Genomic DNA, 14,412 nt, shown 5'->3' with positions numbered 1-14,412 from the left:
GGCGCGAGGAGGCGCCATTGCCGTAGCTATGGCAACGACGAGCAACGACGCATGGCGGCCAACTGGGCGATTTCATGACAAGGTATTTGCGGAACAGGGCACTAATTCATCTTGCCATTGATGCCGCCCACGCTGAGCCGGCCCGCCCCCAGCAGGGCCACCGCCAGCGCCGCGCCCAGGAACATCCCCTGCAACTCAAGCGCCCAGCCGCCGGTATCGGCCAGCATGCCAAGCTGCTTGGTATGCACCAGCGCCACCGCAAACAGCATGTTGATGGCGACTATCAGCGCAGCCAGCCGGCTCCACAGCCCGATGATCAGCAGGATCGGGGCCACGACTTCCCCAATGTAGACGCCGTAGGTCAGCCATGCCGGCAATCCGGCGTCGGCGACCACCTTCGCCACAAAGCCCATGCCGGTCGCACCGGTCAGCTTGGCGATGCCGTGCATCAGGATCAGCACGCCAAGCACGATGCGCAGCATCGCCTTGCCCAAGTCCTGGGAACCCTGAGAGCCACCCATGGCCGTTCTCCTTGCCGTTGTCTGTCGAGTTGGTTGTCGAAGCCAAGCGCCTTTACCCTCACGCGCGAGGTTCGCCCCTGTACCTTAGTGCGAGGCGGCGTGAAGGTAAAGCCGCAAATACGAGACCGCCTTCTGGCCGGGATGCGACCGGCACACCACCTCGCCAATCCCGCCACGCCGCATCCGGCAGGCTTGCGCTACACCACCCGATGCATCGCCGGCTGGCGCGGCTCAAGCATGCCGGCCTTGTGTGCGCATTCGGGCAGGACCTCGCCCAGGAAGTCGAGAAAGCGCCGGGCGGCAGGCGTCACGCCCTTGCGCGAGGGGAACACCGCATGCAGCGTGCCGACCGGCATGTCGTACTGCGGCAACACCAATTCAAGCTCGCCGCTTTCCAGCGCATCGCGGCAATACATCCGCGGCAGCATGGCCACGCCCGCGCCGGCGATCGCCGCCTCGCGCAGCAGCACGAAGTCTTCGGTGACCAGGCGCGGTTCATAGGCAATCTGGATCGAGTCGCTGGTCTTGCAGCGCAGGGTCCAGACATGCTTGCCATCGTGCGGCGGCTGGCCCACGCCGGGCATGCCGTCCAGCGCCTGCGGCGTGCGCGGGCGGCCGATGCTGTCCAGCAGCACGGGGCTGGCCACCAGCATCAGCTGGCTTTCACCGAAGGTGCGCACCGCCAGGCTGGAGTCCTCCATGGACTCGCGCACGCGCAGCGCCAGGTCGAAGCCTTCGCCGATCACGTCCACGCGCCGGTTGGTGGTCTCCAGCTCGATGCGTACGGCCGGGTTGGCGCGCATGAAATGGCCAATCGCAGGCGCCAGCAGGATCTGGGCGATGGCGATCGGGCAGCTCACGCGCAGCGTGCCGCCGGGCTGCTCGCGCGCCTGCTCGATGACCTCGCGGGCCGCCTTGGCCTCATCGAGCATGGCGCGGCAGCGTTCGTAGAAGGATTCGCCAAGCGGTGTAACGCGCACCTGCCGTGTCGTGCGGCGCAGCAGCTGCACGCCCAGGTCGCGTTCCAGCTGGGCGATGCGCCGGCTCAGGCGCGACTTGGGCACGCCTGAGGCGCGGCTGGCCGCGGAAAAACTGCCGTGTTCGACCACCTGGGCAAACAGGGACAAGTCGTTGAGGTCTTGCATGGATGGCTCCGGGATCACCGTGCGGCCGCCAGGCTGGCGTTGCGCCGGTAGAACAATCATTTGCATTTTGCCTCACTACCGATACCAATGGCCAGCCGCTATCTTTCATCCATCGCAACCGCACCCTCGTGGAGAAAGACATGAACATCCTGCAGATCGATTCCAGCGTCCTTGGCGACAACTCCGTTTCGCGCAGCCTTACCGCCAGCGTGGTGGCCGACCTCGTCGCCGCCAACCCGGGCGCAAACGTCACCGTGCGCGACCTGGACCAGGACGCTCCGGCGCACCTGTCCGGCAACCTGCTGCCCGTGCTGGGCGGCCCGAAGGAAGGCCTGAACGCCGTTCAGGAAGCCGAGCTGCAGCGCACCGAGCAATGGCTGGGCGAATTCCTGGCCGCCGACGTGCTGGTGGTGGGCGTGCCGCAGTACAACTTCGGCATCCCCAGCCAGCTCAAGGCCTGGATCGACCGCATCGCGCAGGCTGGCCGCACCTTCAAGTACACCGAGAACGGCCCGGTGGGCCTGGCCGGCGGCAAGCGCGTGATCGTGGTGTCGTCGCGCGGCGGCGTGCGCCAGGATGCCAATGAGCTGGACCTGCACGAAAAGACCGTCGACATCGTGTTCCGCTTTCTGGGCATCACCGACATCACCTACGTGCGCGCCCACGGCCTGGCCATGGGTCCGCAGTTCCGCGAAGCCGGCCTGGCCAGCGCCCGCACCGAAATCGCGGCACTGAACGACGCCAGCCGCCTGGCCGCCTGAGGTCCCGAGGGCCGGCCGGCGCTGCAGGACAGTGCCGGCTCGCCCCGCGGACGGATCGGGTCTATGATGGATCGGGGCGCTACGGCGCCCCGCGTGCCATGGGCGGCGCGCCGGCCCCGGCTATTTGCCCGCGGCTGTCCTGCCGCCTGCAGTCATCGACCGATCCACTCCCGGGAGCCCGCATGACTTCAGCCCTGTTGCCAGCCGCCGCCCTCCATCCGCCGCACGAACCCGCCCTGCTTTCGCAGTATCGCCACGTACGCACCGCCACCGAGACCCTGGTGGCCGACCTGTCCGATGCCGATACCACCGTGCAGTCCATGGACGACGCCAGCCCGGCAAAATGGCACCTGGCGCACACCACATGGTTCTTCGAGGAATTCGTGCTGGCTGCGCGAATCCCGGACTACGAGCTGGTGGACCCGGACTACCGCTACCTCTTCAATTCCTACTACGAAGCGGTCGGCCCGCGCCACCCGCGGCCACAGCGCGGGCTGCTGACCCGCCCTTCGCTGGACGAGGTGCTGGCCTACCGCGAAGCCGTCGACGAATCGATGCTGACGCTGCTGGGCAGCGCCCAGACCGATGACGAGGCGGCGCTGATCATGCTCGGCCTGCAGCATGAACAGCAGCACCAGGAACTGCTGCTGACCGATATCCTGCATCTGTTCGCGCAGAACCCGCTGCGCCCCGCCTTTGCCCCGGAACTGCCCGAGCCGGTGATCGCCGACCCGCGGCCCGCGCCGGACTGGATCGGCTTTGACGGCGGCCTGGTGGAGCTCGGCCACCGCGGCGAGACCTTTGCCTTTGACTGCGAAGGGCCGCGGCACAAGGCCTACCTGGCGCCGTTCACGCTGTGCTCGCACCCGGTCAGCAACCGGCAATGGTTTGAATTCATCGAGGACGGCGGCTACCAGACGGCCGGGCTGTGGCTGTCCGACGGCTGGCGCTGGGTGTGCGAGCAAGGCATCCTGGCCCCGCTCTACTGGGAAGAACGCGAAGGCACGTGGTGGCAGATGACGCTGCGCGGGATGCATCCGGTCGATCCGGACAGCCCCGTCACCCACGTCAGCTTCTATGAGGCCGAGGCGTTCGCGCGCTGGGCCGAGCGCCGGCTGCCGACGGAGGCCGAATGGGAGCACGCGGCGCGCAGCCTGCCGGCCACCGGGAATTTTGTTGAAGGCCGCGCGCTGCGGCCGTTGCCGGACCGGCAGAACACCTCAGGCGTGCTGCGCCAGATGTTCGGCGATGTGTGGGAATGGACCGGCAGCGCCTTCCTGCCGTACCCGGGCTTCCGCCCGAACGCCGGTGCGGTGGGCGAGTACAACGGCAAGTTCATGAGCGGCCAGATGGTGCTGCGCGGCGGGTCGTGCGTCACGCCCGAATCGCATATCCGGGCGACGTACCGCAACTTCTTCTATCCGCACCAGCGCTGGCAGTTCACGGGCGTGCGGCTGGCGGACGACGTCTGACCGCGCTTTAGCGCGGCGCCAGCCAGCGCCACGCCAGCCAGGCCAGCAGCACCCACACCAGCACGATGACCACGGCGGCCGCGCGATTGCGCGGCCGTTTTGCATGCGTGGCCTGCCACGCCTGGGCCCGGCCGCCGCATTCATTTTTTATCGCCGGTGGAATCATCCGCAGCGTGAGCCAGATGCCCAGCGGCACCAGCAGCACGTCATCGACATAGCCCAGCACCGGGATGAAATCGGGGATCAGGTCGATCGGGCTGAAGGCATAGGCCACCACCAGCGCGGCCAGCAGCCGCGCGCTCCACGGTGTGCCGGGATGGCGGCTGCAGAACCACAGCGTCAGCAGGCTCGCCTTGAGCCCGCGCGCCCACTGGCGCAGGCGTGCGCCGACGGCCATTGCCGGCATGGGCGCTTACCAGCCCTTGGTCTTCGGCTGCTGCGCCGCGGGTTGCTGCGCCGCGGGCCGCTGCCCGCCCGGCTCGCCGGTGGGCGCCTTCAGCGGCGGCGCCGCCACGATCGGCGTCTGCGGGTACAGCTTCTGCCAGCGCGCCTTCAGCCCCTTGGCGATCTCGGCCTGGTTGTAGCGCTCGGCAAAGTCGATCACGGTCATGCCCTGCTGGTTCTTCAGGCGCATGTCGGCGCCCTCGTCCAGCAGCAGCTTTACGGTCTCGATATGGCCGCCGCGCGCGGCCATCATCAGCGGCGTGGTGCCGTTGGGGCTTTCGGCGTCGATATAGGCGGCCTGGTCGACCAGGTACTTGACCACATTGTTGTGTCCGTTGGTGGCCGCGTAGTGCAGCGGCGTCCAGCCGGTCTTGTTAACCTCGGCCTCCATCTCGTCGACCATCAGCTTGACCATGTCCAGCTCGCCCTGCAGCGCGGCCATCATCAGCGGGGTTTCGCCGGCCGGGTTGGCCTTGTCGAAATCGATGTCCTTGGCGCGGATCAGCACCGTGGCCGCCTTCAGCGACTTCTCGCGCAGCGCCAGCACCAGCGCCGGGTTGCCGCGGCTGTCCACCAGATTGGGATCGACGCCCTTGGCCAGCAGCTTCTTGACGGTGTTGGCGTCGTCGAATTCGACGGCCTTGCGCATGTCGTCGGCAGGCGCGGCCTGCGCCAGGGTGGCGGCGACCAGCGCAAGGGCGCCGGCGGCGCGCCGGGCAAACTTCATGTTAAACATGCGATTCCCTGTCAATGTGCTTGAATAGATTGAAGAAATTTTCCGTCGTCTGCTCCGCAACCTGTTCCACCGGCAGCCCTCGCAACTGCGCGATGAACTCGCCCACATGGCGCACCCAGGCAGGTTCGTTGGTCTTGCCGCGGTATGGCACCGGCGCCAGGTAGGGCGAATCGGTCTCGATCAGCATGCGCTCCAGCGGCACCTTGCGCGCGGTTTCCTGCAGGTCGGCCGCGCTCTTGAAAGTGACGATGCCCGAGAACGAGATATGGAAACCCTCGTCCAGGGCCTGGCGGGCGACGTCCCAGGTCTCGGTGAAGCAGTGCATCACGCCGCCGGCCTCGCGCGCGTTCTCTTCGCGCATCAGGCGCAGCGTGTCGTCCGCGGACGAGCGGGTATGGATGATCAGCGGCTTGCCGGTCTGGCGCGCGGCACGGATATGGGTGCGGAAGCGCTCGCGCTGCCATTCCATGTCGGCGATGCTGCGGCCGTTCAGGCGGTAGTAGTCCAGCCCGGTCTCGCCGGTGCCGACCACACGCGGGTGGGCGGACAGTTCCACCAGACGCTCCAGCGTCGGCTCCTCGCCCTCTTCGTAGTCCGGATGCACGCCGACCGAGGCGTACAGGTTGGGATGCTGCTCGGCCAGTGCCAGCACGCGCGGGAAGTCTTCCAGCGTGACCGAGATGCACAGCGCATGCGTGACCTGGTTGGCGCGCATGTTCTCCAGCAGTTCCGGCAGGCGCGCGGCCAGCTCGGGGAAATCGATATGGCAGTGGGAATCGACAAACATTGGGAATCTCTGTTGGCGGGTGGCTCAGTCCACGCGGCGGCCGACGATGATCAGGTCGCGCTCGACACCGTCGAGCACGGCGACGCGCGGCAGGTCGCCCCAGCGCGTAAAGCCCAGCGACGCGAACAGGCCCAGGCTGGGCGCATTGTGGCCGAAGATAAAGCCGAGCAGCGTATTCACGCCGACCCTGGGCGCATGGTCGATGGCCTGTTGCAGCAGGTAGCGTCCCAGCCCCTGGCCGCGGCGCTGCGCGTCCAGGTAGATCGACACCTCGGCGGTGGCACCGTAGGCCGGGCGGCCGTAGAAATCTGAAAAGCTCATCCAGCCGGCCATGCGGCCGTCGGCGTCCTCACACACCCACAGCGGGCGGCGCCCGGGCTGGTGGGCATCGAACCAGGCCTGGCGCGAGGCCACGGTGACCGGTTCGGTATCGGCGGTGACCATGCGCGAGGGCACGGTGCTGTTATAGATGGCGACGATGCCCGGCAGGTCGCGGGGCTCGGCAATGCGAAGTGAAAAATTCATTGAAAATCAAAATGTTGTGAGAACAACCTCACAACGTTCATAAGGTCTGTGTGGGGCGCCCGGACTCCAGCATCTTGCCCAGGATCTCCTCCACCGCGCGGCGCAGGTTGCGCCCGTTGTCGTCGTCGGGGAAATGCACGCCGACGCCGGGGGTCTTCATCGGCGTGCCCGCCGGGGTGATCCAGGCCACGTGGCCCGCGATCTGGTATTTCTGCGGCCGGTCCAGCAGCGACAGCACCAGGAACACCTGCTCGCCCAGCCGGAACGGCCGGTTCGACGGCACGAAGATGCCGCCGCGCGCCAGGAACGGCATATAGGCCGCATACAGCCCGGCCTGGTCCTTGATCGACAAGGACAGCACATTGGGGCGCGATGCCGCCCCGCTGCCAGTTGGCGCAGCGGGCGGTGCGCCAGCGACTGCTGTGTTCATGGTTGACCCCCTGAATGACGGTGCTGCTTGTTGTTATGGCTTTTTTTTGACTGCCAGGCGTACTACCGGAACAGCTGGCGGTATTCCAGGAATACCGCTTCCATCACCAACCGGGCCGCCAGCGGATGGTTCTCGCTGCGGCGGTGCGCGGCCAACCGGGTGGCAAAGGCCTGCAGGCGGCGCGCGTCGGTGGCCCCGGCGCAGCGCGCCAGCACGGCCCGTTCCTTGGGGAGGTACCGCGGCGTGGCGCTGCCGTCCAGGCGCAGCGTCAGCAGATCGTACGTCCAGCGCTGCAGGATGCCAAGCACGGCAGGCACCGGCAGCTTCTGCAGTTGCTCGGCCGCCGCAGAGGCGTCGAAGGCGGCGGCGGCGCCCAGTTGGCCGACCAGCCAGCGCTGCAGCGGCTGCTCCTCGGCCTCGGCGGCATGCAGCGCGGTCAGCGGCGAGCCGCCGGCCAGCGCCAGCTGGGCCTCGGCATCGGCCACGCCCTGGCCGCGCAGCCAGGCCAGCGCGGCCTCCGGCGTCGGGCGCTGGGTCGAGAACTGGCGGCAGCGCGACAGGATGGTCGGCAGGATACGGTCGAGGCGGTCGGTCACCAGCAGGAACACGGTGGACGGCGGCGGCTCTTCCAGCGTCTTCAGCAGTGCGTTGGCGCCCTCGGTCTGCAGCGCATCGAGCGGATACACCACCACCACGCGCAGCCCGGCCCGGTGCGTGCCCACGCCCACGGCCTCGATCAGCGCGCGCACCTGCTCCATGCGGATGATCTTGCTGGGCGCCTTCTTCTTGCCGCCCTCGTCGGTCTCGGCCTCGGCCGCGGCGTCCAGCGCCTCGGGCCGCACCACGGTGAAATCCGGGTGGTTGCCCTGGCTGAACCAGTGGCAGGCGGCGCACTGGCCGCAGGGCTGGCCGTCCGGCAGCGGCGCCTCGCACAACAGCCCCTGCGCGAAATGCAGGGCCAGGTCGCGCTTGCCGATGCCTTGCTGGCCATGGATCAGCAAGGCATGCGGCAGCCGTTCACGCAGCGCGCCGAGCCGTTGCCAGTCTTCCTTTTGCCAGGGATATAGCATGTGAATCAGTGGGTTAGCGATCTAACTTTCAAGTTTTACCTGTGATAGGCCTGCGATTGCGGATTCCACAATAGCGCGGCGTTCACACGTATCACGTCAGGCATATATCGGCAAAAAATCAGACGGTTGCGATGATTTTTTCAAGTTCATCGCGAATGTCTGCAATGCTGCGCGTGGCGTCGATCACCCGGAAGCGCTGCGGCGACTGGGCTGCGCGGCGCAGGTATTCATCGCGGGTGCGCTGGAAGAACGCGCGCGATTCGGATTCGAACCGGTCGGGCGCGCGTGCCCCGGCCAGGCGCTCGCTGGCGGTTTCCAGCGGCACGTCGAACAGCAGCGTCAGGTCCGGCTGCAGACCGCCCTGCACCCAGTCTTCCAGGACTTCCAGGCGCTCGGTGGCCAGGCCCCTGCCCCCGCCCTGGTAGGCGAAGGTAGCGTCGGTGAAACGGTCGGAAATCACCCACTTGCCGCGCTCCAGCGCGGGGGCGATGACCTCGGCGATATGCTCGCGCCGGGCCGCGAACATCAGCAGCGCCTCGGTTTCCAGGTGCATCTTGCGATGCAGCAGGATCTGGCGCAGGTCTTCGCCCAGCGACGTGCCGCCGGGCTCGCGGGTGGTGACGACGCCGGCAATATCGCTGCGTGCGCGCAGGCGGTCGGCAACCCAGTCGATATGGGTGCTCTTGCCGGCGCCGTCGATGCCTTCAAACGTGATGAATTTTCCGCGCATGGAATGCCTATTTGCCGCGCTGGTACTTGTCGACCGCGCGGTTGTGTTCGGGAAGCGAGTTGGAGAAATGGCTGCTGCCGTCGCCGCGTGCGACGAAGTACAGTGCGTCGGATGGCGCCGGCGTGGTGGCCGCCGCCAGTGAAGCCAGCCCCGGCAGCGCAATCGGCGTGGGCGGCAGGCCGGTGCGGGTGTAGGTATTGTACGGGGTGTCGGCCTGCAGGTCGCGCTTGCGCAGGTCGCCGTCGAAGCCATCGCCCAGGCCGTAGATCACGGTCGGGTCGGTCTGCAACATCATGTTCTTGCGCAGCCGGTTGATGAACACGGCGGCGATCATCGGGCGTTCGGCGGCCTGGCCGGTTTCTTTCTCGACGATCGATGCCATCACCAGGGCCTCGTACGGGGTCTTGTACGGCAGGTCGGGCGAGCGTGCGTTCCAGGCCTCGTTCAGGCGCCGCTGCATGGCACGGTAGGCGTGCTTGTACAGCTCGACATCGCTGCTGCCGCGCGCGAACAGGTAGGTATCCGGGAAGAACATCCCTTCGGGCGAGGTCTCGGCCGCGCCGATTGTCTTCATCAGCTCCGCATCGGACATGCCCTGGGTGTCGTGCCGCAACGCCGGGCTGGCGTCCACGGCGGCGCGCATCTTGCGGAATTCCCAGCCCTCGATCACTGTGACCACATAGTGCGTAACCTCGCCGCGCGCCAGCTTGCCGATGATCGACAGCGGCGTGGCGCCGGTCTCGAATTCATAGCCGCCGGCCTTCAGGTCAGGGCCGTGGCCGGTCAGGCGCACCAGCAGCATGAACAGCCGCGGGTCCATGCCGACGCCGCCGCGCTGGATCTGGCGGCCGACGCTGGCGACGCCGGAATTGGGCTTGATCACCACTTCCACGGGCGACTTGTTGAGGGGCAGCGGGTGATTGGCCCACCACGCGAACGCGCCCACGGCCGCCAGCGCGAATACCAGGATGGCCAGGCCAAGACTAAGGAAAAATCGTTTCATGTATCAGGGATAGGGGCGGCTGGCCGGATCCGTCGGAGGGCTTGCGCACCGCCGCTTGCCGCCACGTGCTGCCGGCGCCGACCGAAAATCTCATAGCCCCATATAATAACCGGCAGCCTCGCACCGACCATGCGCCGCGGCGCCGGCGCCGCTTGATGGCCCGCCTGGCACGGCGCACGACCGGTGCCTTCCCTCTCCCGAATTGCCTCAACGATTGCCACGCAATGCCAGTGATGAATGCCCAAGCCCAGGAACTCGCCGCAAACCTTGAAGCCTTGAGCGGCAGCGGCATCGTCTGCAGCCCGGCCGGGCTCGGCCTGGTCCGTGTGGCCGGCGACGATGCCGGCAGCTTCCTGCACACCCAGCTGACCAATGCGGTCGAAGACCTGAAGGCCGGCGCGGCCCGACTGGCCGGCTACTGCTCGCCCAAGGGGCGCCTGCTCGCCACCTTCCTGATGTGGCGCGATGCCGAAGGCATCGTGCTGCAGCTGTCGGCCGACATCCAGGCCCCGGTGCAGAAGCGCCTGTCGATGTTTGTGCTGCGCGCCAAGGCCAAGCTGTCCGACATCACCCCCACCCACGCGGTCCTCGGCCTCGCCGGGGCCGGCGCAGCCAAGGCCCTGGCCGCTGCCGGCCTGCCCGTGCCCGAGGTCGCCTTTGCCGTGGCCGAAGCCGACGGCACCACCGTGATCCGACTGCCGGATGGCACCGGCCAGCCGCGCTGGCAACTGGTGCTGCCCGCCGAGCGGGCCGAGGCGGTGCGCGCGGCGCTTGCCGCCACGCTGCAGGATGCGTCGCCCGCGCTGTGGGACTGGCTGGAAGTGCAGTCGGGCCTGCCGCGCATCGTCGCGGCCACGCAAGAGCAGTTCGTGCCGCAGATGATCAACTTCGAACTGGTGGGCGGCGTCAATTTCCGCAAGGGCTGCTATCCCGGCCAGGAAATCGTGGCGCGCAGCCAGTACCGCGGCACGCTCAAGCGCCGCATGTGGCTGGTGCAGGGCGAAGGCGAAGTGCCGGCGCCCGCGGCAGAAATCTATCGTCCGGAAGACCCGGGCCAGCCGTGCGGCATGATCGTCAATGCCGCGCCGGCACCCCAGGGCGGCTGGGCCGGCCTGGCCGAGCTGAAGATCGATGCCGCCGCCAGCGCGCTGCGCCTGGGCAGCGCCGAGGGCGCGGCGGTGGCCACCGCCACCCTGCCCTACGAGGTGCCGCTGGGCGAGGCCGCCCAGGCCGCCGGCTGAATCCACAGGACCTGCCATGAGCGATCACCTCTACGTCTATTTCCGCGTCCCGGAAGCCGTCGCCGCCGAGGCGCTGCCGCACTGGCACCGCTGGATGGAGACGGTCGCCGAAGCAACCGGAATTGGTGGTACGCTGATGCGCAGGCCGGAAACCCGCGCCGGCGTGCAGACCTGGATGGAATGCTACGCCGACGTGCCGCCTGCTTTCGATGCCACGCTGGAAGGCCTGTGGCGGCAGAGCGGGCTGGACCAATGGGTGGATGGCGAGCGGCGGGCCGAGCACTTTGTCGACCTGGACGTGCTGTAGGCGTCTGCCGTTGGACTGAAGTACGCCGGGTGCCACTGCAGCAACCCCGGCGGCAAAGGAAGCAAAGCGATGTGTCTGATCCTGGTTGCCTGGCAATCCCACCCGGACTATGCCCTGGTCGTCGCCGGCAACCGCGATGAATTCTATGTCCGCCCCGCGGCGGCCGCGCACTGGTGGCAGGATGCGCCGCAGGTGCTGGCCGGGCGCGACCTGGCGGAAGTCATCGGCGAGCCCGGCACCTGGATGGGCGTCAACGCCGACGGCCGCTTCGCCGCACTGACCAACTACCGCGCCCCGTCCGAAAAACGCACCGACGCGCGCTCTCGCGGCGAGCTGGTGGCCGGCTTCCTGCGCGGCCATGCGGCCCCGTTCGATTACCTGGACGGCCTCGCCGGCGAAGACGGCTGCTACAACGGCTTCAACCTGCTGGCGAGCGACCTGCGTGAACTCTGGTGGTACAGCAACCGCTCCGCCTCGCGCCAGCCGCAACGGCTGCGCCCGGGGCTGTACGGCCTGTCCAACGCCCTGCTCGACACGCCCTGGCCCAAGGTGCGCAGCCGCGTGGGCGCGCTCGCCGAAGTGCTGGCCGCCGACAGCGGCCAGGCCAACGCCAGCGCCGAGCCCTACCTGCAAATGCTCGCCGACGCGCGCCAGGCGGCGGATTTCGAACTGCCTGCCACGGGCGTGGCGCCGGAATGGGAAAAGCTGCTGTCGTCGGCATTCATCCGCTCGCCGCTGTACGGCACGCGCGCCAGCACGGTGCTGCGCGTGCGCCACGATGGTCGTTTCGACCTGAGCGAGCGCAGCTTCGACGCCGATGGCCGCATCGGCGACGTCAACTTCCACGGCAAGCTGAACCTGCAACGCGACACCGGCATCGTGCCTGCGCCGCGCTGAGGCCCGGATCCCCGGCGTTCAGCCGGCCAGCCGCTTGCGCATCTCCACGTGCGGGATGCCCGCCTCTTCGAATTCCGGCCCCACCTGCGCAAAGCCCACGCGCGCATAGAATGGCGCCGCGTGCGTCTGCGCATTGAGTACCAGTTCCGGGTAGCCGAGCTGCTCCGCCTTCTCCATCAGCGCTTCTAGTACCAGCGCCCCTACGCCGGTGCCGCGCGCGGTTTTCAGCACCGCCATGCGGCCGATATGACCATCCGGCAGCAGCCGGCCGGTGGCCACCGGCGTGCCATCCTCGGCCAGCGCCAGCGCGTGCCAGCTCGGCTCGTCCCATTCATCCCATTCCAGCTCCACCGGCACGCCCTGCTCTTCGACGAAGACGGTGTAGCGGATGGCGCGCGCGCGTTCGCGGGCTTCGGACCAGGGGCAGATCAGGACGGTGACTGGCATGGCGGTGCAAGCAGGCTGGTTGAATGGCGGCGCCCGAAATCCGGGCGGGCGCTCATGATACGCCAGTGGTGCGGGGCGCGCATATTGCACCAAAGTGGACCAAAGACGGCATTTTCCGCACCAGACTAGGGTTTGCCCGGGGAGGCATCCCTTTAGCAAATTTGTATGATGACCTTATTACCCAATGACCCGGAGACTTCCGTGTTCCAGAAAGTCCCAGCCCGCGCCCTGACCGACAACGTCGCCGAACAGTTGCTGGACAAGATCCAGAGCGGCGCCTTTGCCCGCGGCGCCAAGCTGCCGACCGAGGCGGTGCTGTCCGAGGAATTCGGCGTCAGCCGCACCGTGGTGCGCGAAGCCATCTCCCGGCTCAAGTACGAAGGCGTGGTGGAGTCGCGCCAGGGCAGCGGCGTGTTCGTGACGCTACAGGCCGGCATCCGGCCGCTGCGCATCGACTACACCGAAACCGGCACGCTGGAATCGGTGCTGCAGATCGTCGAGCTGCGCCGCGCGATCGAGGCCGAGGTGGCCGCGCAGGCCGCCCGCCGCCGCACCGATGCGTCGATGGCAGCCATCGACGCCGCGCTGGCCCGGCTCGACGAAGAGGTAGCGCAAGGCGGCGACGGCGTGGCCGAAGACGTGGCCTTCCACCGCGCCATCGCCGAGGCCACCGGCAACCCGTATTTCCTGAAGACGCTGGCCTTCCTCAGCCAGTACCTGGAAGCGGCCACGCGCGTGACCCGGACCAACGAGGCGCGCCGCGCGGACTTTTCGCGCCAGGTGCGTGAAGAACACCAGACCATCGTCGCCGCCATCCGCGCCGGCGACCCGCTGGCCGCGCGCAATGCCGCGCAGAACCATATGTACAACGCCGCGCACCGGCTGGCCCAGCTGGGTGCGGACGAGAGCGGCGAAGCGCACGGCGCCACCAACTGACGCGCGCGCAAGCCCGAACCATCGAATTATCCGTATCTGTTTCAGGAGTCCCTTCATGTCCAGGAATATCGGCGTCATCGGCCTTGGTGCCATGGGCTTTGGTGTCGCGCAGTCGCTGCTGCGTGCCGGCTTCAACGTGCACGCGTGCGACCTGCGCCCCGAAGTACTGCAGCGCTTTGCCGATGCCGGCGGCGTGCCGTGCGCCTCGCCCGCCGAGCTGGGCAGCCGCTGCGACGTAGTGCTGACCCTGGTGGTCAACGCGCAGCAGACCGAGGCCGTGCTGTTCGGCGCCAACGGTGCCGCGGCCGCGATGCAGCCGGGCAAGCTGGTGATCGCCAGCGCCACCGTGCCGCCGGGCTTTGCCCAGGCGCTGGGCCGCCGGCTGGCGGAACAGGGCCTGCTGATGCTGGACGCACCGGTCTCCGGCGGCGCAGCGCGCGCCGCCAGCGGCGAAATGACCATGATGACCTCCGGCCCGGCCGAAGCCTACTCGCTGGCCGAGGACGTGCTGGCCGCCATCGCCGGCAAGGTGTACCGCCTGGGCGCCGCGCACGGCGCGGGCTCCAAGGTCAAGATCATCAACCAGCTGCTGGCCGGCGTGCATATCGCCGCGGCCGCCGAAGCGATGGCACTGGGCCTGCGCGAAGGCGTGGACCCGGATGCGCTCTATGACGTGATCACGCACAGCGCGGGCAACTCGTGGATGTTCGAGAACCGCGTGCCCCATATCCTGAAGGGCGACTACACGCCGCTGTCGGCGGTCGACATCTTCGTCAAGGACCTGGGCATGGTGCTCGACACCGCGCGCAACAGCAAATTCCCGCTGCCGCTGTCGGCCGCCGCGCACCAGATGTTCATGATGGCCTCCACCGCCGGCCATGGCGGCGAGGACGACTCGGCCGTGATCAAGATCTTCCCGGGCATCGAACTGCCGGGCAAGGCCGAATAAGAGGGGCGCAC

The 14,412-nt window shown here is 68.0% G+C and carries 18 protein-coding genes; 7 read left to right on the top strand and 11 right to left on the bottom strand.

Annotated features, from left to right (window positions below):
* Positions 1-101 precede the first annotated feature (101 nt).
* Both AC07UK_RS21640 and AC07UK_RS21635 read right to left on the bottom strand, forming a co-directional pair.
* Positions 102-521 carry a DoxX family protein gene (locus AC07UK_RS21640; RefSeq protein WP_436221573.1) on the bottom strand — a complete coding sequence of 140 codons (420 nt, stop codon included), beginning with the start codon at positions 519-521 and terminating at the stop codon, positions 102-104.
* Between the two features lie 197 nt (positions 522-718).
* Complete coding sequence (locus AC07UK_RS21635; RefSeq protein ID WP_436221572.1) at positions 719-1,666, bottom strand: LysR family transcriptional regulator; 948 nt, start codon at positions 1,664-1,666, stop codon at positions 719-721.
* 140 nt (positions 1,667-1,806) lie between these two features.
* Here AC07UK_RS21635 and AC07UK_RS21630 point away from each other — a divergent pair, with 140 nt between their 5' ends.
* Together AC07UK_RS21630 and egtB are read left to right on the top strand one after the other, a co-directional pair.
* Positions 1,807-2,427 carry an FMN-dependent NADH-azoreductase gene (locus AC07UK_RS21630; RefSeq protein WP_436221571.1) on the top strand — a complete coding sequence of 207 codons (621 nt, stop codon included), beginning with the start codon at positions 1,807-1,809 and terminating at the stop codon, positions 2,425-2,427.
* Positions 2,428-2,609: 182 nt separating this feature from the next.
* Complete coding sequence (gene egtB / locus AC07UK_RS21625) at positions 2,610-3,899, top strand: ergothioneine biosynthesis protein EgtB (RefSeq protein WP_436221570.1); 1,290 nt, start codon at positions 2,610-2,612, stop codon at positions 3,897-3,899.
* Between the two features lie 7 nt (positions 3,900-3,906).
* On the opposite strand, the gene AC07UK_RS21620 is transcribed toward egtB, so the two are convergent.
* From AC07UK_RS21620 to mltG, 8 genes are all read right to left on the bottom strand, one after another.
* Positions 3,907-4,296 (bottom strand): YkvA family protein, encoded by a 390-nt coding sequence (locus AC07UK_RS21620; protein WP_436223065.1) that lies wholly within the window; start codon positions 4,294-4,296, stop codon positions 3,907-3,909.
* A gap of 15 nt (positions 4,297-4,311) precedes the next feature.
* Complete coding sequence (locus AC07UK_RS21615) at positions 4,312-5,079, bottom strand: ankyrin repeat domain-containing protein (RefSeq protein ID WP_013956572.1); 768 nt, start codon at positions 5,077-5,079, stop codon at positions 4,312-4,314.
* The gene (locus AC07UK_RS21610) at positions 5,072-5,866 is read right to left on the bottom strand and encodes a TatD family hydrolase (protein ID WP_494686254.1); all 795 of its coding nucleotides are present in this window, start codon (positions 5,864-5,866) and stop codon (positions 5,072-5,074) included. Before AC07UK_RS21610 ends, AC07UK_RS21615 begins: the two co-directional genes overlap by 8 nt.
* A 24-nt stretch (positions 5,867-5,890) precedes the next feature.
* Positions 5,891-6,391 carry a GNAT family N-acetyltransferase gene (locus AC07UK_RS21605; RefSeq protein WP_153954816.1) on the bottom strand — a complete coding sequence of 167 codons (501 nt, stop codon included), beginning with the start codon at positions 6,389-6,391 and terminating at the stop codon, positions 5,891-5,893.
* A gap of 37 nt (positions 6,392-6,428) precedes the next feature.
* Positions 6,429-6,821, bottom strand: a complete 393-nt coding sequence (locus AC07UK_RS21600; protein WP_010810001.1) for a PilZ domain-containing protein — start codon at positions 6,819-6,821, stop codon at positions 6,429-6,431.
* Between the two features lie 62 nt (positions 6,822-6,883).
* Positions 6,884-7,891 carry a DNA polymerase III subunit delta' gene (locus AC07UK_RS21595; RefSeq protein ID WP_316149349.1) on the bottom strand — a complete coding sequence of 336 codons (1,008 nt, stop codon included), beginning with the start codon at positions 7,889-7,891 and terminating at the stop codon, positions 6,884-6,886.
* A gap of 118 nt (positions 7,892-8,009) precedes the next feature.
* The gene (tmk, locus tag AC07UK_RS21590) at positions 8,010-8,621 is read right to left on the bottom strand and encodes a dTMP kinase (RefSeq protein WP_013956567.1); all 612 of its coding nucleotides are present in this window, start codon (positions 8,619-8,621) and stop codon (positions 8,010-8,012) included.
* 7 nt (positions 8,622-8,628) lie between these two features.
* Positions 8,629-9,624 (bottom strand): endolytic transglycosylase MltG, encoded by a 996-nt coding sequence (mltG, locus tag AC07UK_RS21585; protein ID WP_494686255.1) that lies wholly within the window; start codon positions 9,622-9,624, stop codon positions 8,629-8,631.
* 224 nt (positions 9,625-9,848) lie between these two features.
* Here mltG and ygfZ point away from each other — a divergent pair, with 224 nt between their 5' ends.
* The 3 genes from ygfZ (at position 9,849) to AC07UK_RS21570 (ending at position 12,069) form a co-directional block, all read left to right on the top strand.
* Entirely contained in the window at positions 9,849-10,865 is a 1,017-nt protein-coding gene (gene ygfZ / locus AC07UK_RS21580; protein ID WP_494686256.1) for a CAF17-like 4Fe-4S cluster assembly/insertion protein YgfZ, read from the top strand.
* A 16-nt stretch (positions 10,866-10,881) separates the two neighbouring features.
* On the top strand, positions 10,882-11,172 hold the full coding sequence (locus AC07UK_RS21575; RefSeq protein ID WP_013956564.1) for a DUF4936 family protein: 291 nt from the start codon (positions 10,882-10,884) through the stop codon (positions 11,170-11,172).
* A 69-nt stretch (positions 11,173-11,241) separates the two neighbouring features.
* Positions 11,242-12,069, top strand: coding sequence for an NRDE family protein (locus AC07UK_RS21570; RefSeq protein WP_013956563.1), 828 nt, complete (start codon positions 11,242-11,244; stop codon positions 12,067-12,069).
* 18 nt (positions 12,070-12,087) lie between these two features.
* Here the strand turns inward: AC07UK_RS21570 and AC07UK_RS21565 are convergent, their stop codons facing one another.
* A complete protein-coding gene (locus AC07UK_RS21565; protein WP_494686257.1) occupies positions 12,088-12,516 on the bottom strand; it encodes a GNAT family N-acetyltransferase in 429 nt (142 codons plus the stop codon).
* A 201-nt stretch (positions 12,517-12,717) separates the two neighbouring features.
* Between AC07UK_RS21565 and AC07UK_RS21560 the strand changes: the two genes are divergently transcribed.
* On the top strand, positions 12,718-13,452 hold the full coding sequence (locus AC07UK_RS21560; protein WP_436221566.1) for a FadR/GntR family transcriptional regulator: 735 nt from the start codon (positions 12,718-12,720) through the stop codon (positions 13,450-13,452).
* Positions 13,453-13,507: 55 nt separating this feature from the next.
* A complete protein-coding gene (gene ltnD, locus AC07UK_RS21555; RefSeq protein ID WP_436221565.1) occupies positions 13,508-14,401 on the top strand; it encodes an L-threonate dehydrogenase in 894 nt (297 codons plus the stop codon).
* Positions 14,402-14,412 lie beyond the last annotated feature (11 nt).

The organism is Cupriavidus sp. GW821-FHT07C08, from assembly GCF_059419025.1.
This window is presented reverse-complemented; position numbering and strand designations above follow the sequence as displayed.

Coding starts and splice junctions, on each gene's coding strand:
- AC07UK_RS21615 (WP_013956572.1), bottom strand. CDS start 5,079: ATGTTTAACATGAAGTTTGCCCGGCGCGCCGCCGGCGCCCTTGCGCTG.
- AC07UK_RS21620 (WP_436223065.1), bottom strand. CDS start 4,296: ATGGCCGTCGGCGCACGCCTGCGCCAGTGGGCGCGCGGGCTCAAGGCG.
- AC07UK_RS21600 (WP_010810001.1), bottom strand. CDS start 6,821: ATGAACACAGCAGTCGCTGGCGCACCGCCCGCTGCGCCAACTGGCAGC.
- AC07UK_RS21630 (WP_436221571.1), top strand. CDS start 1,807: ATGAACATCCTGCAGATCGATTCCAGCGTCCTTGGCGACAACTCCGTT.
- AC07UK_RS21565 (WP_494686257.1), bottom strand. CDS start 12,516: ATGCCAGTCACCGTCCTGATCTGCCCCTGGTCCGAAGCCCGCGAACGC.
- mltG (WP_494686255.1), bottom strand. CDS start 9,624: ATGAAACGATTTTTCCTTAGTCTTGGCCTGGCCATCCTGGTATTCGCG.
- ltnD (WP_436221565.1), top strand. CDS start 13,508: ATGTCCAGGAATATCGGCGTCATCGGCCTTGGTGCCATGGGCTTTGGT.
- AC07UK_RS21635 (WP_436221572.1), bottom strand. CDS start 1,666: ATGCAAGACCTCAACGACTTGTCCCTGTTTGCCCAGGTGGTCGAACAC.
- AC07UK_RS21605 (WP_153954816.1), bottom strand. CDS start 6,391: ATGAATTTTTCACTTCGCATTGCCGAGCCCCGCGACCTGCCGGGCATC.
- egtB (WP_436221570.1), top strand. CDS start 2,610: ATGACTTCAGCCCTGTTGCCAGCCGCCGCCCTCCATCCGCCGCACGAA.
- AC07UK_RS21640 (WP_436221573.1), bottom strand. CDS start 521: ATGGGTGGCTCTCAGGGTTCCCAGGACTTGGGCAAGGCGATGCTGCGC.
- AC07UK_RS21575 (WP_013956564.1), top strand. CDS start 10,882: ATGAGCGATCACCTCTACGTCTATTTCCGCGTCCCGGAAGCCGTCGCC.
- AC07UK_RS21570 (WP_013956563.1), top strand. CDS start 11,242: ATGTGTCTGATCCTGGTTGCCTGGCAATCCCACCCGGACTATGCCCTG.
- tmk (WP_013956567.1), bottom strand. CDS start 8,621: ATGCGCGGAAAATTCATCACGTTTGAAGGCATCGACGGCGCCGGCAAG.
- ygfZ (WP_494686256.1), top strand. CDS start 9,849: ATGCCAGTGATGAATGCCCAAGCCCAGGAACTCGCCGCAAACCTTGAA.
- AC07UK_RS21595 (WP_316149349.1), bottom strand. CDS start 7,891: ATGCTATATCCCTGGCAAAAGGAAGACTGGCAACGGCTCGGCGCGCTG.
- AC07UK_RS21610 (WP_494686254.1), bottom strand. CDS start 5,866: ATGTTTGTCGATTCCCACTGCCATATCGATTTCCCCGAGCTGGCCGCG.